The sequence below is a fragment of the Methylobacterium sp. DB0501 genome (assembly GCF_011043735.1).
In the GTDB taxonomy this organism is placed as follows: domain Bacteria; phylum Pseudomonadota; class Alphaproteobacteria; order Rhizobiales; family Beijerinckiaceae; genus Methylobacterium; species Methylobacterium alsaeris.
This window is the reverse complement of record NZ_JAAKGV010000004.1, coordinates 308,111-333,057: the sequence shown is the minus strand read 5'-3', so window position 1 is coordinate 333,057 and position 24,947 is coordinate 308,111. Positions and strand designations below refer to the sequence as shown.

At 70.7% G+C, this 24,947-nt stretch carries 23 protein-coding genes; 14 read left to right on the top strand and 9 right to left on the bottom strand.

All coding sequences use genetic code 11. The annotated features are described in order from the left end of the window. Positions 1–223: 223 nt before the first annotated feature. Complete coding sequence (locus G4G93_RS08835; protein ID WP_165083202.1) at positions 224–646, bottom strand: ester cyclase; 423 nt, start codon at positions 644–646, stop codon at positions 224–226. A gap of 234 nt (positions 647–880) precedes the next feature. Between G4G93_RS08835 and prfA the strand changes: the two genes are divergently transcribed. The 9 genes from prfA (at position 881) to G4G93_RS08790 (ending at position 11,372) form a co-directional block, all read left to right on the top strand. Next, positions 881–1,960, top strand: coding sequence for a peptide chain release factor 1 (prfA, locus tag G4G93_RS08830; protein WP_165083200.1), 1,080 nt, complete (start codon positions 881–883; stop codon positions 1,958–1,960). After that, positions 1,957–2,844: a peptide chain release factor N(5)-glutamine methyltransferase gene (gene prmC, locus G4G93_RS08825; RefSeq protein ID WP_312891815.1), complete on the top strand. Its 888-nt coding sequence runs from the start codon at positions 1,957–1,959 to the stop codon at positions 2,842–2,844. Before prfA ends, prmC begins: the two co-directional genes overlap by 4 nt. A 426-nt stretch (positions 2,845–3,270) precedes the next feature. Continuing rightward, positions 3,271–4,299 (top strand): DUF4167 domain-containing protein, encoded by a 1,029-nt coding sequence (locus G4G93_RS08820; RefSeq protein WP_165083198.1) that lies wholly within the window; start codon positions 3,271–3,273, stop codon positions 4,297–4,299. Positions 4,300–5,077: 778 nt separating this feature from the next. Continuing rightward, positions 5,078–5,704 carry a TetR/AcrR family transcriptional regulator gene (locus tag G4G93_RS08815; RefSeq protein ID WP_312891813.1) on the top strand — a complete coding sequence of 209 codons (627 nt, stop codon included), beginning with the start codon at positions 5,078–5,080 and terminating at the stop codon, positions 5,702–5,704. A 106-nt stretch (positions 5,705–5,810) separates the two neighbouring features. Beyond that, entirely contained in the window at positions 5,811–6,728 is a 918-nt protein-coding gene (locus G4G93_RS08810; protein ID WP_165083194.1) for an SDR family NAD(P)-dependent oxidoreductase, read from the top strand. A gap of 309 nt (positions 6,729–7,037) precedes the next feature. Further along, entirely contained in the window at positions 7,038–8,513 is a 1,476-nt protein-coding gene (zwf, locus tag G4G93_RS08805; RefSeq protein WP_165083192.1) for a glucose-6-phosphate dehydrogenase, read from the top strand. A gap of 259 nt (positions 8,514–8,772) precedes the next feature. Further along, positions 8,773–9,444, top strand: a complete 672-nt coding sequence (locus tag G4G93_RS08800) for an invasion associated locus B family protein (RefSeq protein WP_165083190.1) — start codon at positions 8,773–8,775, stop codon at positions 9,442–9,444. Positions 9,445–9,487: 43 nt separating this feature from the next. Beyond that, on the top strand, positions 9,488–9,682 hold the full coding sequence (locus G4G93_RS08795; protein WP_165083188.1) for a hypothetical protein: 195 nt from the start codon (positions 9,488–9,490) through the stop codon (positions 9,680–9,682). A 427-nt stretch (positions 9,683–10,109) separates the two neighbouring features. Further along, positions 10,110–11,372 (top strand): nitrate/nitrite transporter, encoded by a 1,263-nt coding sequence (locus G4G93_RS08790; RefSeq protein ID WP_165083186.1) that lies wholly within the window; start codon positions 10,110–10,112, stop codon positions 11,370–11,372. Positions 11,373–11,411: 39 nt separating this feature from the next. On the opposite strand, the gene G4G93_RS08785 is transcribed toward G4G93_RS08790, so the two are convergent. Continuing rightward, the gene (locus tag G4G93_RS08785; protein ID WP_165083184.1) at positions 11,412–12,182 is read right to left on the bottom strand and encodes a ComF family protein; all 771 of its coding nucleotides are present in this window, start codon (positions 12,180–12,182) and stop codon (positions 11,412–11,414) included. Positions 12,183–12,374: 192 nt separating this feature from the next. Here G4G93_RS08785 and G4G93_RS08780 point away from each other — a divergent pair, with 192 nt between their 5' ends. Continuing rightward, positions 12,375–12,578, top strand: a complete 204-nt coding sequence (locus tag G4G93_RS08780; protein WP_165083182.1) for a hypothetical protein — start codon at positions 12,375–12,377, stop codon at positions 12,576–12,578. A gap of 113 nt (positions 12,579–12,691) precedes the next feature. On the opposite strand, the gene G4G93_RS08775 is transcribed toward G4G93_RS08780, so the two are convergent. Then, positions 12,692–13,465 (bottom strand): restriction endonuclease, encoded by a 774-nt coding sequence (locus tag G4G93_RS08775; protein WP_165083180.1) that lies wholly within the window; start codon positions 13,463–13,465, stop codon positions 12,692–12,694. 257 nt (positions 13,466–13,722) lie between these two features. Here G4G93_RS08775 and G4G93_RS08770 point away from each other — a divergent pair, with 257 nt between their 5' ends. After that, positions 13,723–14,517 carry a DUF1194 domain-containing protein gene (locus G4G93_RS08770; RefSeq protein ID WP_165083178.1) on the top strand — a complete coding sequence of 265 codons (795 nt, stop codon included), beginning with the start codon at positions 13,723–13,725 and terminating at the stop codon, positions 14,515–14,517. 85 nt (positions 14,518–14,602) lie between these two features. On the opposite strand, the gene G4G93_RS08765 is transcribed toward G4G93_RS08770, so the two are convergent. Continuing rightward, the gene (locus G4G93_RS08765) at positions 14,603–15,034 is read right to left on the bottom strand and encodes a MucR family transcriptional regulator (RefSeq protein ID WP_165083176.1); all 432 of its coding nucleotides are present in this window, start codon (positions 15,032–15,034) and stop codon (positions 14,603–14,605) included. Positions 15,035–15,696: 662 nt separating this feature from the next. Then, positions 15,697–16,737, bottom strand: a complete 1,041-nt coding sequence (locus G4G93_RS08760) for an adenylate/guanylate cyclase domain-containing protein (protein ID WP_246736633.1) — start codon at positions 16,735–16,737, stop codon at positions 15,697–15,699. Between the two features lie 324 nt (positions 16,738–17,061). Between G4G93_RS08760 and G4G93_RS08755 the strand changes: the two genes are divergently transcribed. Beyond that, entirely contained in the window at positions 17,062–17,295 is a 234-nt protein-coding gene (locus tag G4G93_RS08755; protein WP_165083172.1) for a hypothetical protein, read from the top strand. A 45-nt stretch (positions 17,296–17,340) separates the two neighbouring features. On the opposite strand, the gene G4G93_RS08750 is transcribed toward G4G93_RS08755, so the two are convergent. Next, positions 17,341–17,748, bottom strand: a complete 408-nt coding sequence (locus G4G93_RS08750) for an EF-hand domain-containing protein (RefSeq protein ID WP_165083170.1) — start codon at positions 17,746–17,748, stop codon at positions 17,341–17,343. Positions 17,749–17,875: 127 nt separating this feature from the next. After that, the gene (locus G4G93_RS08745; RefSeq protein ID WP_165083169.1) at positions 17,876–19,198 is read right to left on the bottom strand and encodes a hemolysin family protein; all 1,323 of its coding nucleotides are present in this window, start codon (positions 19,196–19,198) and stop codon (positions 17,876–17,878) included. 282 nt (positions 19,199–19,480) lie between these two features. On the opposite strand from G4G93_RS08745, the gene purH reads away from it, so the two are divergent. Both purH and G4G93_RS08735 read left to right on the top strand, forming a co-directional pair. Continuing rightward, entirely contained in the window at positions 19,481–21,082 is a 1,602-nt protein-coding gene (purH, locus tag G4G93_RS08740) for a bifunctional phosphoribosylaminoimidazolecarboxamide formyltransferase/IMP cyclohydrolase (RefSeq protein ID WP_165083167.1), read from the top strand. 158 nt (positions 21,083–21,240) lie between these two features. Further along, positions 21,241–22,524 carry a DUF3422 family protein gene (locus G4G93_RS08735; protein ID WP_165083165.1) on the top strand — a complete coding sequence of 428 codons (1,284 nt, stop codon included), beginning with the start codon at positions 21,241–21,243 and terminating at the stop codon, positions 22,522–22,524. A 403-nt stretch (positions 22,525–22,927) separates the two neighbouring features. Here G4G93_RS08735 and G4G93_RS08730 read toward each other — a convergent pair whose 3' ends face one another. Next, positions 22,928–24,634, bottom strand: a complete 1,707-nt coding sequence (locus G4G93_RS08730) for a cation acetate symporter (RefSeq protein WP_165083163.1) — start codon at positions 24,632–24,634, stop codon at positions 22,928–22,930. Next, positions 24,631–24,936 (bottom strand): DUF485 domain-containing protein, encoded by a 306-nt coding sequence (locus tag G4G93_RS08725; RefSeq protein WP_165083161.1) that lies wholly within the window; start codon positions 24,934–24,936, stop codon positions 24,631–24,633. The genes G4G93_RS08730 and G4G93_RS08725 overlap by 4 nt, the downstream gene beginning before the upstream one ends. Between the last annotated feature and the right edge of the window lie 11 nt (positions 24,937–24,947).

Sequence of the window (24,947 nt, the reverse complement as noted above, 5' to 3'; positions counted from 1 at the left end):
GTGACGATCACCGTCACGAAGGACCCGACCGGATGGAATATCACCATCACGATCGGGCTCATGTAATGACGTCTGACCGACAAGAGGGGTCGCGGGCTGCCACCCGCGGCTGCTCGCTCGTAAAATGGGGCAGGCAACCCTCATCCGCAAAGGGTCTCGCGTAAGGCGGGCCGGCTTTATCCACGGCTACTCGCTCGAAAGCGAGGGAGATGCTCCAGAGGCGCTACCGACCACTGATGTGGGTCGTCCAGTTCGGCTGTGCCGTGGCGTCGCTCCAGGCCGAGCCGATCGGCTGCATCACGACCCAGGTCTCCGCGAGCTTGCCTCCTTCGGTGCGATAGGATTGCATGCCCGCGCGGGTGCACACCTCACCGCTCTCCCGGTCCGTCCATCTCATCGTGAAGCGGTACCAGGCGCGCTCGCCATCGAAGTGATGGTCGTACACCACGATCCTGACGTCCGGTCGCGCCTGCCGCAAGCGTGACAGCTCGGCCGCATAGTCCTCGCGGCTCACGGTGCGATCACCCAACTCGTCGTGCCGGATGTAATGCGGCGTAACACAGGCCTCGACGAGGTCGAAGGCGCCCTCATGCCAGACCCTCTCCCAGCGATCGAACAGGTTCTTGAGGCCGCTCGTCTCGATCATAACCATCTCCCTGTGTCGGCCGGATCGATCCGCCGTCATCGCATCGATCCGGCCTGAGGGCGCGTGCGGCGTGCGGGCGTGGCGAACGGCGCGCGTACTGCCATGGTGCAAGCGGTGTGCCGTGCCACCCCGACTCCCCATCCCCCGCAGACCTGCTATACGCGGCATCATCTCCGGCACCGGGCGCGGGCCGCCCCGGCTGAACCGGCCGATACGAATGGCCATATCTCCTGCATGATCGCGATCCCGTCCGACCGTCTCGACGCCATCCTGGCCCGCCACGACATCGTCACCGCCACCCTGAGCGCCGGGGAAGCCGAGGCCGAGAGCTTCGTGCAGCTCTCGCGCGAGCTGTCCGAGCTCGATTCCGTCGTCGAGGCGATCCGCGCCTTCCGGGCCGCCGAGCGCGCGTTGCGCGGCGTCGAGGAGATGATCGAGGAGGGCGATCCCGAGATGCGGGCGCTCGCCGCCGAGGAGAAGCCGGAGGCCGAGGCCGCCCGCGAGGCCGCCGCCCGGTCGCTGCAATTGCTGCTCCTGCCCAAGGACGCGGCCGACGAGAAGAGCGCCATCCTGGAGGTGCGCGCCGGCACCGGCGGCGACGAGGCGGCGCTCTTCGCCGGCGACCTGTTCCGGATGTACTCGCGCTACGCCGACCTGAAGGGCTGGAAGGTCGAGGTCATCTCCGAGAGCCCCGGCACGATGGGCGGCTACCGCGAGGTCGTGGCCGAGGTGAAGGGGCGCGGCGTCTTCGCCCGGCTGAAGTTCGAGAGCGGCGCCCACCGGGTGCAGCGGGTGCCCGATACCGAGACGCAGGGGCGCATCCACACCTCCGCCGCCACCGTGGCGGTGCTGCCGGAGGCCGAGGAGGTCGACATCCAGGTCAACGATTCCGACCTGAAGATCGACACCATGCGGGCGCAGGGAGCCGGCGGCCAGCACGTCAACAAGACCGAATCGGCGATCCGCATCACCCACGTGCCGAGCGGCATCGTGATCTTCGTCCAGGAGGAGCGCTCGCAGCACAAGAACCGGGCCCGCGCCATGTCCCTGCTGCGGGCCAAGCTCTACGACCAGGAGCGCAGCCAGAAGGATGCCGCCCGCGCCGCGGACCGCAAGTCCCAGGTCGGCAGCGGCGACCGCTCGGAGCGGATCCGCACCTACAACTTCCCGCAGGCCCGGGTGACCGACCACCGCATCAACCTGACACTCTACAAGCTCGAGGAGGTGATGGCCGGTACCGCCCTCGACGAGGTGGTGGACGCGCTGATCACCGAGCACCAGGCGGCGTTGCTGGCTGCCGAGGGGATGGCGTGACCGGCCTCGCCGCCGGTCCGATCGACGCCGGGACGACCCGGACCGCGGCCCGGGCCCGGGCCGTCGACGCGCTCGCGGCGGGCGGGATCGAGACTGCCGCCCTCGATGCCCGCATCCTGGTCGAGGAGGCGTTGGGCGTCACCGCCACCGACCTCGCCCTGCGCGGGAACGAGCCCGCCGGGGCGGCGGGGGCGGAGCGCCTGACGGCCTATCTCGCCCGGCGCGTCGCCGGCGAGCCGGTGGCCCGGATCATCGGCGCCTGGGAGTTCTGGGGCCTGCCCTTCGGGCTCTCGCCCGACACCCTGGTGCCGCGCCCCGATACCGAGACCCTGGTCGAGGCGGCCCTCGCCCTCGGCCTCGATCCGGGCGGCTCGCACCGGCTGGTCGATCTCGGCACCGGATCGGGCTGTATCCTGGTGGCTCTGCTCACCGAGTGGCCGCGGGCCCAGGGCCTCGGCCTCGACCGTTCGCAGGCTGCGCTCGCGACCGCCCGGGCCAACGCCGCCCGCAACGGCGTCGCGAACCGTGCCGCCTTCGCCGCCGGGAACTGGGCCGCGGCACTCGCCGGACCCTTCGACCTCGTCGTTGCCAACCCGCCCTATATCGCGACCGACGCCATCGCCGGCCTGTCCGAGGAGGTGCGTGCCCACGACCCGCGCCTCGCCCTCGACGGCGGTCCCGACGGGCTCGACGCCTACCGCGCCATCCTGGCCCAGGTGCCGCCCCTGCTGGCGCCGGGCGGGCATCTCCTGGTCGAGATCGGCTACGACCAAGAGTCGGATCTGCGGGATCTCGCCGCTGCCCACGGCCTGTCGGCGCGGGTGGTCTGCGACCTCGCCGGCCACCCGCGGGTGGTCGTCATGACCGCGAGGATCGCTCCCTGACGCGGATTATTCAGGTTCCTGTGATCTTTATGCGCGAAACCGGCCTGAAATCCGCGTGAAGTCCCTTGGCGGGGGGCGTCGAACCCGCTAACGTCCCGAGGTAGATCGTGAACGGTCCGGATCAGACAGCCAGGCTCAGTTCTCGGGCGCGACATTGAGCGCGGACCTTTGGACGATCTTCCACCACCGGGCAGACCAATGAGCGCGTAGGCGGTCCGGTGCCCCGCATCTGTCGATCGACGACGGCCGGACCGCGAGGCGGCCCGCGGTCGCACAGGGCAAGGCGGACATCGCTGCGGAGACGGAACATGGCCCGGCAGAGGCCGCCCGGCTCCGCGGACGAAGCACCGCCGCGCGCGTAGTCCCGCCCTTCAAGTCGTCGAAGAGGGTCAGTCGAGACCGATGAGACCGAACCAGAACAGGCGTATGCGTGGCCGCAACCGCAGCAACAAGGGGCCGAACCCGCTGACCCGGGCCTACGAGTCGAACGGCCCCGACGTGAAGATCCGCGGCACCGCCCAGCACATCGCCGAGAAATACGCCCAGCTCGCCCGCGACGCCCAGGCGAGCGGCGACCCGGTGATGGCCGAGAACTACTTCCAGCACGGCGAGCATTATTACCGCATCATCGCCGCAGCGAACGAGCAGTACCGCCAGCAATACGGCGGCACCTACGGTCGCCAGGGCTACGACGACGACGAGGACGGCGACGACGAGGGCGCGCCGACCAACGGCTACGCCGTCCAGGAGCGCGGCGCCAACGAGCGCGGCGTCAACGGCTACTCGCAGTCCGGCTACGGCGCCGCCGACGATTACGGCGATCCCGGTCAGCAGCCCCAGCCCTACGACAGCCGCGACGACCGCCCGTCCCGCTACGACCGCCAGGACGCCCGGGGCGATGCGCGTCAGGAACAGCCGCGCCAGGACCAACCTCGTCAAGACCGGCGCGAGCGCTTCCAGAACCGGCAGGAGCGCCAGCAGCGCGACCGCCAGGATCGCCCCGAGCGGCAAGACCGTCCTGAACGCCAGGATCGTCCTGAGCGGCAGGAGCCGTCCCGCGCCGAGCCGCCGCAGCCCGTGCGCCAGGAAGCCCCGCGCCAGGAGAACGGGCGTCAGGAATCCGGGCGGCAAGAGGGCTACCGCGAGGGTGGCCGCTCCGAGTTCCGCCGCGAGCGTCGCCGCGAGGAGCCCCGCTCCGAGCCGGTGCTGGCCGCCGACGAGCCGACCGGTCTGCCGGCCTTCCTGACCACCCCGGTGCGCCCCGTCACCCCGCCGCCCGCCCCGGTCGAGGAGCCGCCGCCGGCGCCCCCCGCCGCGCCGGTCGACGCGACCGACGCGACCGATGCCCCGGCGGCCCGGCCGCGCCGCCGCCGCCGCACCCGGTTCGAGGGCGCCGAGGGCACCGAGCCGGCCGGCGAGCTGTTCCCGAAGCCCGCCGATTCGTCGGGGGAGTGAGCGTTCGCGCCATCGCGAGCAGAGGCGCATCCAAACCCCTCTCCCTGGAACTCGGGCTTGCCCGAGTTCCCCACCCACTTGATCGAGTCGGGCATGCCCGACTCGGGTTGGGGGAGAGTGGGGAACCTGGTGTGCTGTGATACCGACGGCCCAGGATGCTGACGCATCGATTCGATCTCGGGCGAGTCCGAGATCGACGGGGCCGTCGAGCCCTCTCGAATTTCAATGTCGAGCCCAAGGTCCCGGGCTTGGCATCGAAAATTCGAGAATCGAACCAATGGTCGTTTTCAACGACCGTTGGCGTGGGAGGAGTTGGGCGACGCCGATCCAGGGAGCGCCCCTCACGCCGGTTCAGGCATTTCCGGGAACGTGCCCCTCTCCCGCCGGGTATCCGCCGGACACCCTCCCCCGCAGTGGGAGGTGAGGGTTACGATCCAGCTCGCGTCGCGCCTCTTTCCCCATCGGCCGACACGGCGAGCCGGACCGCCACGGTTGCTGCCTCCGGGCCGTCCGAGATGAACCTGCGCTCCGGCGCCCGTCCCACGACGTCTCGCGACGATCAATCATACAGACCGGTCCGTCTTTCGCCGATCTGAGAGCCGCACAGCTCATGCCAATCGCAGTCAAGTTCGATCCGGCAGGGGTTACGCACCTTGGATCACTGGTGCGGCGCACGGCCTTGCTGCAAAACAGGTCAGTCTCGCCCGCGCCGCGGGCGTCGTCTCGCGGGGGTGACCGGTTTGAACGCAAGCGGGAAGATCGGGTTGGAGCAGGCCGCGTGACGGTGCGGGTGGGCGACACGCATCCGCGGAGCGAGGGCCCGCCCCGTGAGCGCCTGCAGCGCGCGGCCTCCGAGCTGTTCTTTCGGTACGGCATCCACGCCGTCGGGGTCGATGCCGTGGTGGCGGCGGCCGGCACCGCCAAGGCGACGCTCTACAAGCTGTTCGGATCGAAGGAGCGCCTGGTCGAGACGGTGCTGGAGGCGGAAGGACGGTCCTGGCGCGACTGGTTCCTCGGCGGGCTCGATGCCGGCGAGGCGAGCCCGCGCGAGCGGCTCGACCGCATCTTCCCGCTGCTCGCCGAGTGGTTCCGCGACGAGCGGTTCTATGGCTGCCCGTTCATCAACGCCGTCGGCGAGCACGACAAGCGCGACGACCGGATCCGCGCCCTGACCCTCGCCCACAAGCGCCAGGTGGTGGCACGCCTGCGCGACCTCCTCGCCGAGGCCGGTGCCCGCGACCCCGACGCCCTGGGATGGGAGGTCGGCCTGCTCGTCGACGGCGCGATCGTCACGGCGTTGCTCACCCGCGATCCGGAGGTCGGGCGCGTCGGCGCCCGGGCGCTGGGGAGTCTCCTCGATGCCGCCCTGCCGGGCGCGCCGTGCCGGGGCCGCAAAACCGCCTGAGCGCGAGAGCGTGGCGCGAATTTTTGCGCCGCCGCCCGTGGCGTTTCCGGTGCGGCTGCCTACCTGCCGGGCTGAGACAGAGCCCAAATTCCAGGCGGAGCGCAGCATGATCCACCACCCCGCACTCGCGAAGGGCCGCGTCGCGGTCGTCACCGGCGCGGCGAGCGGCATCGGCCTCGCGGCCGCCAAGGCCTTCGCGCGGGCCGGGATGCGGGTGGTGCTGGCCGACCTGCCCGGCGAGGCGCTGACGCAGGCCGGCCGCGACGTCGCAGCCGTGGCGCAGGGCGGCGAGGCGGAGGTGCGCGCGGTGCCGACCGACGTGGCCGTGCCCGAAGCGCTGGAGGCGCTGCGCCGGGAGGCGAGCGCCCTCGGCGAGGTGTCGCTGCTGATGGCGAATGCCGGCATCGAGGCCGGCGGCCGGTTCTTCTCGGATTCGGCCACCTGGCACCGCATCCTCGACACCAACCTGTGGGGCGTGATCAACGCCATCCGGGCCTTCGTGCCGGCGATGATCGAGGCGGGCCGGCCGGGGGCGGTGATCGTCACCGGGTCGAAGCAGGGCATCACCACGCCGCCGGGCAACACGCCCTACAACGTCAGCAAGGCCGGCGTGAAGGTGACGACCGAGGCCTTGGCGCACGAGCTGCGCGAGGCGAACTCGCCGGTGACGGCCCACCTGCTGATCCCCGGCTTCGTCTATACCGGCCTGACCCGGGCCCGCGGCGCGACCGAGAAGCCGGCCGGCGCCTGGACGCCGGAGCAGACCGTCGATTTCCTCCTGGAGAAGATGACGGCCGGCGACTTCTACATCCTGTGCCCGGACAACGAGACCACCCGGGAGATGGACGAGAAGCGGATGCGCTGGTCCTCCGACGACGTGATCCGCAACCGGCCGGCCCTGTCGCGCTGGCACCCCGACCACAAGGCGGCCTTCGCCGCCCACATGGACGCCCCGCTCGCGGGCGGGAGTACCGGGGCGGACGAGGGCGTGAGGGACGCTGCGGCGACGCCGGCGTCGTTCTAGGAGCATGTTCCGACGGACCGGAGACCGGTTCGTCGCAGGCGATGCGGCACGATCGACGACCCGGAGCAGCGTCCGATCGCGGCGTGATCGGGCGCTGCTCGCAGCAGATGCCGCAAAAGGGGTTGCCGGTTTTGCGACAGAAATCTGCGGCAAAACAAAAGTCCGAGCAGACGAAGCGTTGGCCTGCCGACGCAAGTCTGCTTAGGCGCCGCCCGACGACCGCCGCTTCGAAACCCTGCCTCCGCGAGACACACGCGCTGGCCGCGCCCTTGCAGGGCCGGCCGGCGAGAGCGGGAGACCCGTTACCCGATGCACAAGATCATTCCCGTTGCCCCCTTCGATGCCGTGGTGTTCGGCGCCACCGGCGATCTCACGATGCGCAAGCTGCTGCCCGCGCTCTATTGCCGGTTCCGCGACCGGCAGATCCCGGAGGAGAGCCGCATCATCGCGGCGGCGCGCACCCATCTCGGCACCGGTGAGTACCGGGACCTCGCCGCCGCGGCGCTGGAGCGCCACGTGCCGGACGCCGACCGCGACCCCGACACGGTGGCGCGCTTCCTCAACCATCTCGCTTACGTGGCGGTGGACGGCGCAGGCGAGGCGGGCTGGGAGGACCTGGCGAACCTGCTCGCCGAGCATCCAGGCCACGTGCGGCCCTATTATCTGGCCACCTCGCCGAGCCTCTACGGCTCGATCTGCCGCAACCTCAGCGCCCACGGGCTGATCGGCGAGCGCTCCCGCGTGGTGCTGGAGAAGCCGATCGGCCACGACCTCGCCTCGGCCCGCGCCATCAACGACCAGGTCGGCAAGGTCTTTCCCGAGAGCCAGATCTTCCGCATCGACCATTACCTCGGCAAGGAGACGGTGCAGAACCTGCTGGCGCTGCGCTTCGCCAACACGATCTTCGAGCGGCTCTGGAACGCCGACGTGATCGACCACGTGCAGATCACCGTGGCGGAGACGGTGGGGGTCGAGGGCCGCGGCGGCTACTACGACACCTCGGGCGCGCTGCGCGACATGCTGCAGAACCACATGCTGCAGCTCCTCTGCCTGCTCGGCATGGAGAGCCCGCTCTCCCTCGACGCCGATGCGGTGCGCGACGAGAAGCTGAAGGTGCTGCGGGCGCTCAAGCCGATCCCCGCCCACGAGGTGCCGATGCGCACCGTGCGCGGCCAGTACGTCGCCGGCGCGGTGAACGGCCAGCCGGTGCCGGGCTACGTCGCCGACCTCGCCGAGGACCGCACGAGCCTCACCGAGACCTTCGTGGCCCTGAAGCTCGAACTGATGACGCCGCGCTGGGCCGGGGTGCCGTTCTACCTGCGCACCGGCAAGAGGCTGCCGCAGAAGGTCTCCGAGATCGTGGTGCAGTTCCGCTCCTCGCCGTTCAGCATCTTCTCCGACGAGTTCGCCCGCGAGCCGAACCGCCTGGTGATCCGGCTGCAGCCGCAGGAGGGCATCAAGCTCGAGGTGATGACCAAGGAGCCGGGCCCCGGCGGCATGCGCCTGCGGGCGACCGGCCTCGACATCTCGTTCGAGGAGACCTTCAACCAGCGCTACCCGGACGCCTACGAGCGCCTGCTAATGGACGTGGTGCGCGGCAACGCCACCCTGTTCATGCGCCGCGACGAGGTCGAGGCGGCCTGGGCCTGGGCCGACACCCTGCTCAACGCCTGGGCCGACCGCCCGGAGCCGCCGCGTCCCTATCCCGCCGGCACCTGGGGCCCGACCGCCGCCATCGCGCTGATCGAGCGCGACGGGCGGACGTGGCATGAAGACCTCGGCTGATGGCGAAGGGAGCGGGGCCGAGACCGACCTGGTCGCGGCGATCCCGCACCCGGAACGACTGGGAGAAAGGTGGCCTCGCCGTCGCATCGATCGCCGATCCGCCAGACCATGATTGGAATAATCCTAAGATAACTCAACGGCATGGCGGTGGAGCCGGCGTCGCGGCGGCTTCCCTTCCGGCGCTCGGGGCTCTAGAGGAGCCGCGAGACAAAGGCCCGCTCCGCCGCCCCGGCGCGGACGGGCGCCGAGGATTTTCGTCATGCCGCCCTGCCGCCCGTCCCTCGCCAGCCTCCTGGTCCTCAGCCTGTTCCTCGCCGCGCCCGCCCGCGCCCAGGAGGAGCCGGCCGGCGGGGCACCGGCGGCGGAGGCCCCCAAGCCCGCGCACAAGCCGGCGCCGCGCCGCGCCGCGCCCAAGCCCGCCCCGAAGGCCGAGGCCGCGCCCGCCGCCGCGGCGGCCCCGGGCGCCGTCGCGGCAAGCGGAACTTGGCCCAACGGCGCCAGCGCAGTGAGCGAGGTCTACGGCGACTGGACCGTCAGCTGCACCCGCGAGAACGAGAAGCGCCAGTGCCAGCTGTCGCAGGCGCAAGGCGTGGCCCAGACCGGGCAGCGCCGCTTCAGCATCGAGCTGAACGCCCCCCAGGACGGGCGCGCCAACGGCCTCCTGCTGATGCCGCTCGGCCTGTCGATCGATCCCGGCGTGACCTTCAAGCTCGACGATGCGACCCTCGGCAAGGGCGCACCCTTCACCTCCTGCGTCCAGGCCGGCTGCATCGTGTCGATCAGCTTCCCGACCGTCGCGACCGACGCGATGAAGACCGCCGTGAACCTGCGCGTCACCGGCACCAAGCCCAACGGCGAGGCCGAGACCATCACGGTGCCGCTCGCGGGCTTCGCCGCCGCGCTCGCCCGGATGTCGCAGCTTTCGAGCTGAGACCTTCACGGCCTGCTCACGGTTCGGGCGCAAGCTCCACCGCATGAGCAGCCTCGATACCGCCTCCCTCGCCGCCAGCGCCGTGACCCAGCAGGGCGCCGCCTTCAGCCAGCAGGTCGCGACCCTCGCGGCCCGGCGCCAGATCGCGGCCGACCGCGAGGTCGCCGGCCTCGTGGCGCAGACCGCCAGCGCGCCGGCCCCGCCGGGTCAGGGGCAGGCGCTCGACATACGGGTGTGACCGTTCGGCCGGGCGGCCCGATCCTGTCCACGCCCTCGTCCTAAGGTGCCCACCCCGTGGGCCCACAGGACGCCGCGGCGACCTTTGGGGCCCTCCTTCGACATCAGTCCATCGACGGATTGCAGCAGAACAGGGCACGCGATTCCAGGGGCGAGCCCCGGTCGCCACCCTGCCGTCCGTCGCGCCAGCATTTGCCTGCCCTTGAGGCAGTCGAGGACGAACGGGTCCCCGCATCCTTGCCGCCCGGTTGGCACGAAAGCTGCAATTCCTCCCGCAGGCTGGCCTCACGGCCCGCGGGGCAAAGACGCCCGAGCCTTGGACAGGGATGTCCGACAGACTGGGGACCGTGCCCGGGACGCTCCGGCTCCGCGATCCTCACCCTGAAGCGCGTTGAAGACCCCCCGCGGGGGCTGCGTGAGGCTCCGACATGGCCAGTTTCAAGACCGTCATGAAGTCGGGACATCCCCCGACCCTGTTCGCCGCGTTCCTGTACTTCGATTTCTGTTTCGCGATCTGGGTGCTCAACGGCGCCATGGGTCCGTTCATCACCGAGCATTACAAGCTCTCGCCGGCCGAGACCGGCTTCATGATCTCGCTGCCGATCCTGGCCGGCGCGATCATGCGCTTTCCCCTCGGCGTGCTCGCCCAGTATATCGGGCGCAAGAACGCCGCGATCACCGAGATGTCGCTGATCGTCCTGGCGATGGCCTACGGCTTCTTCCTGGTGCACGGCTTCACCGACGTGCTCGCCATGGGCGTGCTGCTCGGCATCGCCGGCGCCTCGTTCGGCGTGGCGCTCTCCCTCGGCTCGGGCTGGTTCCCGGCCGAGCACAAGGGCCTGGCGATGGGCATCGCCGGGGCCGGCAACTCGGGCACCGTGCTGGCGGTGCTGTTCGCGCCGCCGCTCGCGCAGGCCTATGGCTGGCAGGCGGTCTACGGCTTCGCCGGCCTGTTCATGCTGATCCCGCTCGCCGTGATGATCGTCTTCGCCAAGGAGCCGCCGGACCGCGAGCACCAGAGCTTCAGGCAGCACGTCTCCTGCCTGTTCGAGAAGGACGGCTGGGCCTTCAACCTGGTCTACGTCATCACCTTCGGCGGCTTCATCGGCCTGTCGAACTTCCTGCCGACCTTCTTCTACGAGCAGTTCGCCGTCACCAAGATCGAGGCCGGGCGGCTGACCATGCTGGCAGCCCTGATGGGCTCGGGCATCCGCATCCTCGGCGGCTACTTCGCCGACCGGATCGGCGGCATCCTGGTGCTGACCGTTGTGCTGCTCGCCACCATCGGCTCGTTCCTGATGCTGACCGCGGCGCCGACGCTCCTCATCACCACGATCCTGTTCATGTTCTGCTTCGCAGCGCTCGGGGCCGGCAACGGCGCGCTGTTCCAGCTCGTGCCCCTGCGCTGGCCGACCAACACCGCGGTCGCGGGCTCGATGATCGGCGAGGTGGGGGCGCTCGGCGGCGCCATCCTGCCGAACGCCATGGGCCTGTCGAAGCAGTATACCGGCGGCTTCGCGGCGGGCTTCCTGTTCTACGCCGCCTTCACGGCCGTCGTGCTCGGCTGCCTTGCCCTGTGGTCGCGCAAGTGGGTCGGCGCCTGGGTCGGCCCCCGCGGCAAGGTCCTGGATTCCGGGGCGGCCCCGGCGGCCGCGCAGGAGAGCCCCATCGGCGGCGTCCAGCGCGCCTGACCGACGCCTGTCGACGGTCGTCGGCTACGACCGTCGACATTACACCACGTCGCGCCCGTCGCTCACCACGCGGGCGAAGACCAGCACGTCGACCGCCGCCGCCCCGCCGCGCAGGAGCGCCCGGGCGGCGGCGTTCGCCGTCGCCCCCGTCGTCAGCACGTCGTCGACGAGGAGGACGCGCCGGCCCGAGAGCCGCGGCCGCGCCGCCTCCGGCACCCGGAAGGCGCCCTGGAGGTTCTCCGCCCGGGCGGCGCGGCTCAGGCCGACCTGCTGGCGGGTGCGACGCACCCGGGCCAGCAGGTCCGGCGCCAGGGGCACGCCGCTGCCGCGCGTCGCGGTCCGGGCGAGCAGGGCGGCCTGGTTGAAGCGCCGCCGCCACAGGCGCCAGCGCCAGAGCGGCACCGGCACCGCCAGGTCGGCCTCCGCCAGCAATTCGGCGCCCGCCCGCGCCATCATCGCGCCGAGCGCGCCGGCGAGATCGAGGCGGTCCTCGTATTTCAACCGCTGCACCAGCCGCCGGGCCGTGGCGTCGTAGCGCGCCACCGCGCGGGCACGTTGATAGACCGGCGGGTCGGAGAGCGCCGCCGGCGAGAGCAGGCCCGGGCTCCCGAGATCGACCGAGAACGGCGTGCCGAGCCGCTCGCAATAGGGTCGCTCGATGAAGCGCATCTCGCTCCAGCAGCCGGCGCAGAGCGCGTGCGGCACCGCCGTGGCGGCCCCGCAGGCGATGCAGCTCGGCGGATAGACGAGCCCGATGAGGCCGCGGACGGCGAGGCCGGGCAGGGCGCCGAGGCGGCGCGGACCGGTCATGGTCGCCTGGATCCCGGCGTCGTCGTCATGAGGCGTGGCCGATCCGGATTGCTGCCTGCGGAATCATCGCGGCTGCCCGGGTAATGAGCGGGGGGTCGTTAGCCGGGGCTATTTCTGAGGCGGAAGGCATTGCATCGAGGCTGCGGACGAAGCAAGATCCAGCCTAACAAGAGCAAAGTGGAGGAAACAATCATGGCGATGGTCTCGATGCAGCTTCGTCCCGCGGCCCGGGCGTCGGCGCCGTTCGGCGCCAACGGGCCGGCTTCGCTCGACGAGACCGGGATCTCCGCCGGCGCGTCGCCCGCCCGCCCGGGTCGCCAGTCGATCGAAGAGCAGCGCGAGCGCGCCCAGCGGGAATTCAAACGGATCTGGAACCTCTGCGCCCCGCCCCAATGAGCTCCCCCGATGTGCCCCGCCGGTGAGCCTCGGCCACCGAGGCGGGCCGAGCGACGGTCGGACGCCGCCTCGCGTCGCGGTCCTCCCGATCCCGGCGCCTCGGGCTTCGGCGCTCATGTCCCACGCGGCCGCCCCGCCGGCCGCGCCCCGAGTTCCGCCAGCGCGTCGTGGTGCAGCAGCCACACGTCGGTCGCCCCGGCCAGCTTGCGCGCCGCCGGCGTGAACCCGGCATTGGAGACCACGGCAGCGCAGTCGGCGTTCCAGTAGCTGCGGGCCGCCACCACTTCCTGCACCGCGCCGTTGCCGACCGGCTTCGCGTAGCGCTTGCACTGCACGACCAGCCGCACGCCGTTCCGCTCCGCCACCACGTCGGCCCCCTGGTCCCCCGCCGCCTTCGTGGTGTGGGCGTCCCAGCCGGCCCGTTCGAGCAGGGCGGCGCAGTAGCGCTCGTAGGCGAGGCCGTCCTCCGGCAGCGTGTCCGCCTCGTCCGGGAGCCCGACGCTCAGGGACGCCGCCTCGACGATCTCCAGGATCTCGTCCCAGCGTGCCTCGATCAGGTCGCCATAGCCCGCGGCCTCGAGGCGCGGCAGCACCGTGCGCTCGGCGAAATAGCTGCGCTCGCGCAGCCAGCCGTCGAGGATCTCGTTGCCGTAAGGATCGACGTAGCTCTCCTGCCGCCGGCGCAGGGCCAGGGTTTCGGCATGCCGCCGGGCGATCGCCCGGACCCGCCGCCGGAACCGGCCGCCGCGCCCGAGCCGATGGACGACCAGCGCCAGCACCACCAGGCCGGCGACGGCGAGGGCCTTCGGTCCGAACCACAGGCTCGCCGCACCCCCGGCCAGGATGGGCCAGAACAGGCGATCGGCGAGGCTGGACGGGCGGGGCATCGGCGACCTCGGGACCTCTCGCGCCGCACGCTGCGGCCGGACGGGCCGGACTCTCGGCGGGGCCGCGTTGTCCCCAGCCTAAGACGCCGTCTTTCCCCGGACTCATCCACAGCAGAAGCCTCATTGGCCGCGGAACGCGGGCCCTCACGCGAGCGTGTCGGGCCAAGGCCTTCGCGGCGCTTGCGTTCGGGCCGCCGGACATCCGATCCTGTGCGTTCGCCGGAGCCCGAACCGGGCCGGCGCACGGGAGTGCCCGGATGAGATCACGCGTCGTCGCGCTTCTCGCCTGCCTGGTCGTCGCGGTCGCGGCCGGGCCTCCCGTCCGGGCCGGGGGCGACCCGGTCGAGGTCGATGTCGCCCTGGTGCTCGCCGTCGACGTCTCCCTGTCGATGACCGGCGACGAGCAGGCGGTCCAGCGGGAGGGCTATATCGAGGCGTTCCGCAACCCGGCGGTGCACCAGGCGATCCGCCAGGGCATGGTCGGGCGCATCGCCGTCACGTATGTCGAGTGGGCGGGCGTGGGCAACCAGCGGATCGTGGTGCCCTGGACGCTGATCGCCGGGCCCGAGGAGGCGACCGGCTTCGCCGAGCGGCTGGGCCAGAGCCCGCCCCGGCGCTCGACCTGGACCTCGATCGCCAGCGCCATCGACTTCTCCGCCGGCCTGCTCGCCGGCAGCGGCTTCGAGGCGACGCGGCGGGTGATCGACGTCTCGGGCGACGGCCCGAACAACCAGGGCCGGTCGGTGACCAAGGCCCGGGACGACGCCGTCGGCCAGGGGATCGTCATCAACGGCCTGCCCCTGATGATCCGCGAGCCGAGCGGGCCCTGGGACATCAAGGACCTCGACCTCTATTACCGCGATTGCGTGATCGGCGGCAGCGGCAGCTTCATGGTGCCGGTGCGCGAGCGCGACCAGTTCGCCACCGCGATCCGCACCAAGATCATCCGCGAGGTGGCCGGACGCGAGCCCGCGCCGCTGCTGCGGCGGACGCAGGGAGAGCCCCGGGCCAACTGCCTGATCGGCGAGCGCCCCAATCCCGACTGGGATTAGGGCGCCCGGCATCTGCACTCTCAAGGTGTATCGCCCGGGGCCGACCCGGCTCGCGACCGGCGCGGTGCGGCGCCGGCCACCGTGGTCATTCCGCCGTGCCGCGCTGGAATTTGCGCCGCTGCTGACCGAGGCCCATGGTCTTGGCCAGTTCCGAACGGGCCGCCGCATAGTTTGGTGCCACCATCGGATAGTCGGGCGACAGGTTCCAGCGCGCCCGGTATTCCTCTGGCGACAAGCCATAGCGGGTGCGCAGGTGGCGCTTCAGCGACTTGAACTTCTTGCCGTCCTCGAGGCAGACGAGATAATCCGGCATGATCGACTTCTTGATCGGAACCGCCGGAACGAGCGGCTCGGCCTGCGCGGTCGCCGCGCTGTTGCCGAGGCCGTCCAGGGCGGAGTGGACCGAGGCGATCAGGGCCGGCAGGTCGGTGGCCGGGACCGAATTGTTGCTCACGAAGGCTGCCACGATATCTGCGGCGAGCCCGATATGGTTCGTCGACGCCTCACTCTCACTCATCAGCTCGGCCTTCTCTTCAAGATAGATCCGCGAGACGCTTGGACATGCCCGCCCCATGCTCCGGATGCCGCAGGGCTGGCCTGTCTTGGCTTCCGAGTGGAACTATGATGTCGGAGAAAGGACTGCAAGCAGAAAAAGAACCGACGGCGGCATCCGGTCAAGGGGCGCGCGAAGTTCTTGTTGAGGCCGGTTGCGATGTGGGTTGTGCTGATTTCACCCTTGGTGGGAGGGCATCCCAACTCGTGCGATCGGGGGGTGCTGGTTCCATCCTCTTTGGCTTATGCCATCCGGATCGGAGTAGTACCTTGTGGACGAGGAAAAGAACATTTATCGCTCAAGTGCGCCGCCCGCCAGCAGGAGCCATGCGGGCGGCAGCAACCGTGAAATGCCGTGGACGCCATCGAACATCACGAATGTATAGATTTTGACCCAATTCCATCACGCCCGAGTGGATTGCCCGGCGAGCGGCGCCGACATCCGACCATGGATGCCGTCCGCGGCAGAGGAATAGGTTCTTATCGTCCAATCGGGCCGGCGCGGCAGGGCGGGCCAGTTCACGCGGCCGCTTCGCAGCGGCCATCGCCGGAAAGACTGAGAACCGACGTCGATGACCCAGGGAAACGATGGGTCTATACAGGCAGGCCGGTCGGGCGAGGCCGTGTTCAGGCCGCGGCGCGGCCGGCGCGCGGGGCCTGTTCGAGGGCGGCGACCGCCAGGACCTGGTCGCGCCCGCGCACCGCGTGCTCGCCCAGAGGTCGTGCCCGCACGCCGTCGGGCAGGCGCGGCAGCTTGGCCAGCAGGTCGCCGGAGATCAGCACCGGCGCGTCGAGGGTGCGGCACAGGGCTTCCAGCCGCGCGGTCACATTCACGGCATCGCCGAAATACGCGATCTTGTGCCGGTCGACCCCGACCTCGGCCGTGACCACCGGCCCGCCATGCAGGGCGGCGCGGATGCGCGGCACGGCGCCGAAGCGCTCCTGCCAGGCCTCGGCGTCCCGTGCCAGGCTCTCCTGGATCGCCAGCACGCAGGCGACGCAGCGCGCGCCCTGGAGACCGCGGGCCATCGGCCAGGTGATCATCGCCATGTCGCCGATGAAGTCGTCGGTCGAGCCGTGGCTGTGGCGCACCGGCTCGGCCAGCGTCGCGAAGACCGCGCCGAGGAAGGCCTGGGTCTTGAGCGCGCCGTGCGTCTCGGCGTAGGCGGTCGAGCCGACGACGTCGACGAACAGGAAGATGCGCTCCTCCTCGACCGGCCGGTGGTAGCGCCCGACCAGCAGATTGACGAAGACCTCGGCGCCGATGAGGTCGCGCATCCGCACCACGAAGACGAGGAGCGCCGAGACCGCGAGCGCGTAGACCAGCACGCGGAGCGAGGGCACCACCGCCTCGACGAAGGGCTCGGGAGTGAGCCCGGCGCTCCATACGATTACGCCGCCCGTGGCGTGGCCGAGCGTGATCATGCCGACATAGGCGAGTTCGGCGATCGGCACATAGAGGAAGGTCGGCAGGCGGCGCAGGCGCGCCTGCAGCCGCGGCAGCAGGGTGCCGCGCTCCATCAGGAGCGCGCAGGCGCCGATGAAGAAGCCGTGGGTCGCCGCCACCAGCGGGATGCCGTTCTGGAACAGGGCGTCGTAGAGCAGGCCCGCCCCGGCGCTGAGCAGCAGGATGCCGATCCAGAACCAGGCGTGCTGCGGGATCGGCAGCCCGGCCGTCCTCCAGAACTGGGCCAGACGCGCCGGAAGGCCGGGTTGCACCGCCTCCCCCGATGAGGTGCGGTCGACGGGGCCGGCTGCGGGCACGGTGGTGATCTCCTGCGGCCGGCGCGGCGGCATCTCCGCGCGGCGTGACCGCAATTCGCCTGCGATTCGCGCCGTTTTGAGGGCGCCGCAGCATCAAACCGCCGGCGGCGCGGCCGGCAACGCGAAATCTCCCGCTGACTTGTGGATCACTGTGGGCCGAAGGGGCGGAACCGTCTCCGCGATGCTGGCGTTCTGAGGACGATTGAACGCTCAAGCCTGGAGACTTCGATGTCCCTCCGCCTCGCCACCCTCGCGACGCTCGCGGCTCTCGTCACCGTTCCGGCCATGGCCGAGGACGTGACGGTGATCCGGCGCGATTCCGCCCCGGTCGAGCGCAGCACCGTGATCGAGAAGCGCTCGGTCGAGTCGACCGGCTCGGTCGGCGGCTGCGAGACCAAGACCGTCAAGAAGACCAACGAGTACGGCGACAGCAAGACCGTCCACAGCGAGCGCTGCGACTGATCTCGAAAGCGGGGCGGCCCGGCGGGCCGCCCCGACCCGAAACGCTTACTTCAGCAGGCGGGCCAGGGCCTTGCCGGCCGGGGTCTTCAGCTCCTTGGCGTCCAGGGTGCCGTCGTTGTCCGGGTCGGCGAGCTTGAAGCGGGCCTCGACCAGGGCGAGATACTCGTCCTTGGTGAGCGTGCCGTCGTTGTCCGGGTCGGCCAGCTTCATGTCCTTGCGGCTGACGCGGCCCTGCAGCTCCTTGGTGTCGAGGGTGGTGTCGCCGTCCTTCTCGAGCTTGTCGAACACCGCGCCGGCCGCGGCCTTGGCCTCGGCAAGGTCGATCGTGCCGTCGGAATCGGTGTCCACGGTCGCGATGGTGCGGTCGGTGTTCGGCTTGGCCTCGGCCGAGACGGGCAGGGCGAGCGGGGCCGCCAGAAGGGCGGCGAGCAGCAGGGCGCGGTTCAGGCTCATGGGGTGATCTCCGTGTGGCAGGGGCGCCGCGAGCGGCGGCCCGGGATAATCCGGCAAACCGTAGGTAACCGTCCGGCGAAGCTTTGCAACCCCATTTGACGCAGGGTGAGGTCGGCGCGCGGGTGACTCACGCGGCGACCCGCTCCGCCAGGACCTTGTCGATCCGCCGCCCGTCCATGTCGACGACCTCGAAGCGCCAGCCGCTGCGCTCGAACCCGTCGCCGGCGGTGGGAATGCGGCCGAGCTGGAAGATCATGAAGCCGGCGAGCGTCGAGAAGTCGTCGGTGTCGGGCCGCTCGGTGAAGCCGAGGCGCTCGAAGGCGTCGACCGCCGGCATCATTCCGTCGATCAGCAGCGAGCCGTCCTGGCGCTCGACCACCATCGGCTCCTCGTCGTCGGTCTCCGGGATGTCGCCGGCGATCGCCTCGAGCAGGTCGGTCTGGGTGACGATGCCCTCGAGGCTGCCGTACTCGTCGACGACGATCGCCATCCGGACGGGCTTGGCCTTGAAGGTCTCGAGCACCCGCAGGATCGGCATCGCCTCGTGGACGACGATCGGCTCGCGGATGATCGCGTCGAGGGTGATCGGCGCCCCGTCGAGGAGCTGGTTGAGCACGTCCTGCTTGCGCAGCACGCCGACGATCTCGTGGATCTCGCCGCGGCTCGCCACCAGCTGCTCGTGGCGGCAGGCCCGGATCGTCTCCAGCACCGCCTCGCGGGGATCGTCGACGTCGATCCAGTCGACCTCGTGGCGCGGGGTCATGATGTCCTTCACCCGGCGCTCGCCGATGCCGAAGATGCGCTGCACCGCCTCCTGCTGCGCCTCCTGGATCAGGCCGGCCTCCTGGCTCGCCGCGACGAGCAGCGACAATTCGGCGGTGGAATGCAGCGCGTCCTCGCCCGAGCCGGGCTGCAGGCCGCAGAGCCTCAGCACCCCGTTGCCCAGGCCGTTGAGGAACGAGATCGCCGGGCGGAACACCAGCAGGAACAGCCGCAGGGGCCGGACGATGGCGAGCGCCGTGCGCTCGCTGCGCTGCAAGGCCAGGCTCTTCGGCGCCAGCTCGCCCAGCACGATGTGCAGCGAGGTGATGACGACGAAGGACAGGACCACCGCGATGGCGTGGGCGCCGAAATTGCCCACGCCCTGCGGCAGCCAGAACAGGGCCGGCTCGATCAGGTGGGCGAGAGCCGGCTCGCCGACCCAGCCGAGGGCGAGCGACGAGATGGTGATGCCGAGCTGCGTGGCCGCGAGGTGCGAATCCAGGCTCTCGACCGCGCGCTGCAGGACCAGGGCGTTGGTCCGCCTCTCGGCCACGAGTTCCTGGACCCGGCTGCGCCGGACCGCCACCAGGGCGAACTCGGCCGCGACGAAGAACCCGTTCGCGAAGACCAGGAACACGATGGCGAACAGGCCGAGGCCCGTCCCCCAAGGACTGTCGGAAAAAATCACCGCCTCCCGTGGCGCGACAGGCCGCTTCCCGGGGCGGAAAGCGGCCGGTTCCCTCATAGCAAGTCTGCCCCTCCGAGCCTATCCGTCAGACGCGCGAGCCGGCGCCCCTCCACGGCCGATGCCGCCGGGGCAGGGCGGTCATGCCGGGGGATCCTCCCGCGCTGCACCATCTGGCCTCGACCGCCGGTTTCTGCTAGGCGCGCCCGAAGATCCTGCGCCGGCTCGGATTTTTCACCCGGATTCCTCCCGGCGGCGCCCCCGACCTGAAAGACCCGGATCCCCATGGCGAGCGACCTGTCCCGCATCTCCCGCGCGCTCCTCTCCGTCTCCGACAAGACCGGGCTGGTGGAATTCGCCCGCGCGCTCGCCGCCCGCGGCGTCACCCTGGTCTCGACCGGCGGCACCCACCGGGCGCTCCGCGAGGCCGGCCTGCCGGTGACCGAGGTCTCCGACCTCACGGGTTTTCCCGAGATGATGGACGGCCGGGTCAAGACCCTGCATCCGGGCGTGCATGGCGGCCTGCTCGCCATTCGCGACAATCCCGAGCACCAGGCCGCCATGCTGGCCCACGGCATCGCGGCGATCGATCTCCTCGTCGTCAACCTCTATCCGTTCGAGGCGACGCTGGCGGCGGGCAAGCCGGCGGCCGAATGCATCGAGAACATCGACATCGGCGGCCCGGCGATGATCCGCGCCGCGGCCAAGAACCACAAGGATGTCGCCGTGGTGGTCGACGTCGCCGATTACGCCACGGTGCTGGCCGACCTCGAGGCCCATGACGGCGCTGTCCCCTTCGCGACCCGCCGGCGCCTGGCCCAGAAGGCCTATGCCCGCACCGCCTCCTACGACGCGGCCATCGCGACCTGGCTCGCCGGCGAGATCGAGGCGGCGCCCGAGAGCCAGACCTTCCGGGCGCTGGGGGGAACGCTGGCCCAGGGCCTGCGCTACGGCGAGAACCCGCACATGAAGGCCGCCTTCTACCGCACGGCCGGCGCGGCCCGCCCGGGCGTCGCCACCGCGCGCCAGCTCCAGGGCAAGGAACTGTCCTACAACAACCTCAACGACACGGACGCCGCCTTCGAGGCGGTGAGCGAGTTCGACCCGGCCCGGGCCGCTGCCGTCGTGATCGTCAAGCACGCCAACCCGTGCGGCGTCGCGGAAGGGGCGAGCCTGATCGAGGCCTACGAGCGGGCCCTGCGCTGCGATCCGGTCTCGGCCTTCGGCGGCATCGTCGCGCTGAACCGCACCCTCGACGCCGAGGCGGCGCGGAAGATCGTCGAGATCTTCACCGAGGTCATCATCGCGCCCGACGCCACCGAGGAGGCGGCCGCGATCGTCGCCGCCAAGAAGAACCTGCGCCTGCTCACCACCGGCGGCATCGCCGATCCGCGCGCGCCCGGCCAGGTGTGGCGCACGGTAGCGGGCGGCTTCCTGGTGCAGGACCGCGACAACGCCGTCGTCGACGACATGCAGCTCAAGGTCGTGACGAAGCGCGCGCCGACCGAGGCCGAATTGTCGGACCTGCGCTTCGCCTTCCGGGTCGCCAAGCACGTCAAGTCGAACGCCATCGTGTACGCCAAGGACGGCGCCACGGTCGGCATCGGCGCCGGGCAGATGTCGCGGGTCGATTCCTCGCGCATCGCCGCCTGGAAGGCGGCGGAGGCCGCCAAGGCCGCCGGGCTCCCCGAGAGCCTCGCCCGCGGCGCGGTGGTCGCCTCGGACGCCTTCTTCCCCTTCGCCGACGGCCTGCTCGCCGCGGCGGAGGCCGGCGCCACGGCGGTGATCCAGCCCGGCGGCTCGATGCGCGACGACGAGGTGATCCGCGCCGCCGACGAGGCCGGCCTCGCCATGGTGCTGACCGGCCACCGCCACTTCCGGCACTGACGCGTCTCGACGAAGCTGGCCGGCCCGTCGATCGACGGGCCGGCCTCCGCCAATCGGCCCGTTGACCGGCGGGCCGGCCTCCGCCAATCGGCCCGTTGACCGACGGGCCGGCCTCCGCCAAGCCTCGCCTGGCGTGACGACAGGCGGGACTTCGAACAATGCGGCTGGACGAACACCCCCTGCGGGCGCGGGTGCTGGCGGAGGTCCATGCCCGGCCCTTCACCCCGGTCAAGACGCCTCGCCGCTTCCTGCACTACGCCTTCCTGACCGACGGCGACGCCGCCGCGGCCGACCGCGACGCGCTGGAGGCCTATTGCACCGGCCTCGGCCATCCCGGCCCGATGCCGGGGGCCAAGCAGCACCGGGTGGTGTTCTCCGGCGCCATCCTGCGCTGGGAGAGCCACAGCGAGTTCACCACCTATACGTGGGAGTTCGGCGACTCCCAGGCCCAGGCCTTCCAGCCCCAGCCCGATGCGCTGGAGGGCGCGATGGGGGAGGTGGCCCAGCCCGGCCCGCTCCTCGTCGCCGTCGACCTGCACCTCCTGCCGGCGGTCAATGACGGATTGCCGTCCGACGCGATCTCGGGCTTCAACGCCGCCTCGCTCGCCATGGCGGAGGCGGAAGGGGGCGCCGCGGTGATCGCCACCGACTTCCAGCCCGACCCGCACGGCTACGTCCGCATCGTGGTGGCCGACCGGCGCCTGAGCCGGCTCGGCGCCGGCACCCTGGTGCAGCGCCTGCTCGAGATCGAGACCTACCGCACCCTGGCGCTCCTCGGACTGCCGGAGGCGCAAGCCCTCGGGCCGACGATCCGGCGGATCGAGACGGCCCTGCCGCCCCTGATGGAGGCGATGCGCTCCAGCGAGGGCTTTTCGGAGAATCACGCCCTCCTCGACGAGCTGATCGGGCTCGCGGCGGAACTGGAGGCCGGCGCGTCGCGGGCGATGTACCGCTTCGGGGCGACGCGGGCCTATGACGAACTGGTGCGCCTGCGCCTCTCCTCCTCGGGCGAGCACGCGCTGCCGGGGCAGACGAGCTGGTCGGTCTTCCTCGCCCGGCGCTACAACCCGGCGATCCGCACCTGCACGACGATCGCCGAGCGGCAGGACCTGCTCTCGCGCAAGCTCTCCCGCGCCGCACAGATGCTGCGGACCCGGGTCGATATCGAGCTGGAGCACCAGAACCAGGCCCAGCTCCAGTCGATGAACGACCGGGTGCGGCTGCAGCTGCGCCTGCAGCAGACCGTCGAGGGCCTCTCGGTCGCGGCGATCACCTACTACGTCGCCAGCCTCGTCCACCACGTGCTGGAGGGCGTGCACCACGCCGGCGCGCCGGTGGACCCGACGATCGGGACGGCCGTGGCGGTGCCGCTGGTGCTGGTGGGCGTGTGGTGGACGGTCCGGCGGATCCGGCGGATGCATGCGGAGCCGGGTGGGCATTGAGGAGCTGATCGTCTCTCGCCGACGACTCCGACACCGTCCCCGTCATTCCTGGGACGCTCTTTGCGACAAAAATCCTCGGCAACATCGGCGATCCTGAGCCGCCTCGATCTCCCATGGTGCCCGGTGCGCGGCGATCGCCACGATTTCCGGAACAACCGTTGCCGGTGCGGACACGATCGCCGTGAAATCCGCAAAGGCTTCCGGCCGCCAAGCGGATGACGCGCGGAAGCAGCGAATCGTCGTCATCCAGTAAGTGCTGCGCGCTGGGAGATGTCTCGTCCTCACCGCTCATGATCACCGCCCCTCTCGCCAGTTGGAGAGTGTATCCGGCGATGACGTCCCGCAGGCATTCCATGGCGGCGAAGAAATAGGCGGCGGCCGGTGTGGGCCGCCGCCTCTCTCGTCAATGCGCGTGCGCGCCCGCCGCCCCGATGCCGGTCTCGGAGCGCACGTACTGCGCCTCGAAGGCCGCCCGCTCGCGCTTGGCCCGGGCGCTGTTGTCCATCTTCGAGACGAGCCAGATGCCCAGGAAGGCGATCGGCATCGAGAACAGCGCCGGGTTGTCGTAGGGGAAGAGCGCTGCCGGGTGGCCGAAGGTGGTGACCCACACCGCCTTCGACAGCACCACCATCGCGACCGCCGTGACGAGGCCGATGAGGCCGCCGACGAGGGCGCCGAGCGTGGTCGTGCCCTTCCAGAGAATCGACATCGCGAGGACCGGGAAGTTGCAGCTCGCCGCCACCGAGAAGGCGAGGCCGACCATGAAGGCGACGTTCTGGTTCTCGAACACGTAGCCGAGATAGATCGCCACGAGGCCGATCACCACCGCGGCCCCCTTGGACAGGTTGACCTCGGTGCGCTCCGTGGTGCGGCCGCGGGCGAAGACCTGGGCGTAGAGGTCGTGGCTCACCGCCGAGGCGCCCGCCAGCGTCAGGCCGGCGACCACCGCCAGGATCGTCGCGAAGGCCACCGCCGAGATGAAGCCGAGGAAGTAGGGGCCCGCCACGGCGTTGGCGAGGTTCACCGCCACCATGTTGGTCGAGCCGTTCATGCCGGTGATCTTGTTGTAGGTGCCGTCGGCCGCGACCGTGAAGTAGCTCGGATCCGACATCAGCAGGGCGATGCCGCCGAAGCCGATGATGAAGGTGAGGATGTAGAAGTAGCCGATCAGGCCGGTGGCGTAGAACACCGACTTGCGGGCGGCCTGCGCGTCCGAGACGGTGAAGAAGCGCATCAGGATGTGCGGCAGGCCGGCGGTGCCGAACATCAGGCCGATGCCGAGGGAGATGGTGTCGATCGGGTTCGCCACCGGGCTCCTGGGGTTGCCGCTCGGGCCCATAATGGCGTCGCCGTTGGGATGGACGCTGGTGGCGGCGGCAAACAGCTTCTCGGGGCTGAAGCCGTACTTGTAGAGCACGGCGCCGGCCATGAAGGTCGCGCCGAACAGGAGCAGGCAGGCCTTGATGACCTGGACCCAGGTCGTCGCCTTCATGCCGCCGAAGGCGACGTAGACGATCATCAGGAGGCCGACGATGATCACGGCGTAGAGATAGGGCAGGCCGAACAGGAGCTGGATCAGCTTGCCGGCGCCGACCATCTGGGCGATCAGGTAGAAGGCCACCACCACCAGCGTGCCGGTCGCCGACAGGATGCGGATCCGGGTCTGGTCGAGGCGGAAGCTCGCCACGTCGGCGAAGGTGAACTTGCCGAGGTTGCGCAGGCGCTCGGCGATCAGGAACAGCACGATCGGCCAGCCGACCAGGAAGCCGGTCGAGTAGATCAGCCCGTCGAAGCCGAAGCTGTAGACCATGCCGGAGATGCCGAGGAACGACGCCGCCGACATGTAGTCGCCGGCGATCGCCAGGGCGTTGGTGCCGGCCGAGATGCCGCCGCCGGCGGCGTAGAAGTCCGCGGCCGATTTCGAGCCCTTGGCCGCCTTGTAGGTGATGCCGAGGGTGAACAGCACGAAGAACAGGAACATGCCGATCGCCGGCCAGTTCGTCGCCTGCTGCTGCACGGCGCCGAGGTCGGGACCGGCCGCGAGAGCGGCCGTGGGGCCCAAGAGCGCGAGGGCGCCGAAGGCGAGGCGGTTCGTCGCGAGGCGGTTCATCGGCCGATCTCCCGGTTCAGGTCGCGGGTGAGGTCGTCGAAGCGGCCGTTGGCGCGAACGACGTAGATCCCGGTGAGCAGGAAGGCGGCGAGGATGACCCCGATGCCGAGCACCAGGCCCAGCGAGATCGTGCCCATGACCTTCGTCGCCATCAGGCCGTGCGCGAAGGCGATGAGCAGAATGAAGACGAGGTAGATCGCCAGCATCAGGCCGGACAGGATCCAGGCGAAGCGGGTGCGCTCGTGCACCAAGCGGCGGAAATTCGGGCTCGCCAGAACCCGTGCGGTGTCTGCCTCTGCCATCGGCGGGCCTC

What these genes read in the sequence shown, in the direction of transcription:
- G4G93_RS08835 (WP_165083202.1), bottom strand. Translation starts at nt 646, where the DNA reads ATGATCGAGACGAGCGGCCTCAAGAACCTGTTCGATCGCTGGGAGAGG.
- prfA (WP_165083200.1), top strand. Translation starts at nt 881, where the DNA reads ATGATCGCGATCCCGTCCGACCGTCTCGACGCCATCCTGGCCCGCCAC.
- G4G93_RS08820 (WP_165083198.1), top strand. Translation starts at nt 3,271, where the DNA reads ATGCGTGGCCGCAACCGCAGCAACAAGGGGCCGAACCCGCTGACCCGG.
- G4G93_RS08810 (WP_165083194.1), top strand. Translation starts at nt 5,811, where the DNA reads ATGATCCACCACCCCGCACTCGCGAAGGGCCGCGTCGCGGTCGTCACC.
- zwf (WP_165083192.1), top strand. Translation starts at nt 7,038, where the DNA reads ATGCACAAGATCATTCCCGTTGCCCCCTTCGATGCCGTGGTGTTCGGC.
- G4G93_RS08800 (WP_165083190.1), top strand. Translation starts at nt 8,773, where the DNA reads ATGCCGCCCTGCCGCCCGTCCCTCGCCAGCCTCCTGGTCCTCAGCCTG.
- G4G93_RS08795 (WP_165083188.1), top strand. Translation starts at nt 9,488, where the DNA reads ATGAGCAGCCTCGATACCGCCTCCCTCGCCGCCAGCGCCGTGACCCAG.
- G4G93_RS08790 (WP_165083186.1), top strand. Translation starts at nt 10,110, where the DNA reads ATGGCCAGTTTCAAGACCGTCATGAAGTCGGGACATCCCCCGACCCTG.
- G4G93_RS08785 (WP_165083184.1), bottom strand. Translation starts at nt 12,182, where the DNA reads ATGACCGGTCCGCGCCGCCTCGGCGCCCTGCCCGGCCTCGCCGTCCGC.
- G4G93_RS08780 (WP_165083182.1), top strand. Translation starts at nt 12,375, where the DNA reads ATGGCGATGGTCTCGATGCAGCTTCGTCCCGCGGCCCGGGCGTCGGCG.
- G4G93_RS08775 (WP_165083180.1), bottom strand. Translation starts at nt 13,465, where the DNA reads ATGCCCCGCCCGTCCAGCCTCGCCGATCGCCTGTTCTGGCCCATCCTG.
- G4G93_RS08770 (WP_165083178.1), top strand. Translation starts at nt 13,723, where the DNA reads ATGAGATCACGCGTCGTCGCGCTTCTCGCCTGCCTGGTCGTCGCGGTC.
- G4G93_RS08765 (WP_165083176.1), bottom strand. Translation starts at nt 15,034, where the DNA reads ATGAGTGAGAGTGAGGCGTCGACGAACCATATCGGGCTCGCCGCAGAT.
- G4G93_RS08755 (WP_165083172.1), top strand. Translation starts at nt 17,062, where the DNA reads ATGTCCCTCCGCCTCGCCACCCTCGCGACGCTCGCGGCTCTCGTCACC.
- G4G93_RS08750 (WP_165083170.1), bottom strand. Translation starts at nt 17,748, where the DNA reads ATGAGCCTGAACCGCGCCCTGCTGCTCGCCGCCCTTCTGGCGGCCCCG.
- purH (WP_165083167.1), top strand. Translation starts at nt 19,481, where the DNA reads ATGGCGAGCGACCTGTCCCGCATCTCCCGCGCGCTCCTCTCCGTCTCC.
- G4G93_RS08735 (WP_165083165.1), top strand. Translation starts at nt 21,241, where the DNA reads ATGCGGCTGGACGAACACCCCCTGCGGGCGCGGGTGCTGGCGGAGGTC.
- G4G93_RS08730 (WP_165083163.1), bottom strand. Translation starts at nt 24,634, where the DNA reads ATGAACCGCCTCGCGACGAACCGCCTCGCCTTCGGCGCCCTCGCGCTC.
- G4G93_RS08725 (WP_165083161.1), bottom strand. Translation starts at nt 24,936, where the DNA reads ATGGCAGAGGCAGACACCGCACGGGTTCTGGCGAGCCCGAATTTCCGC.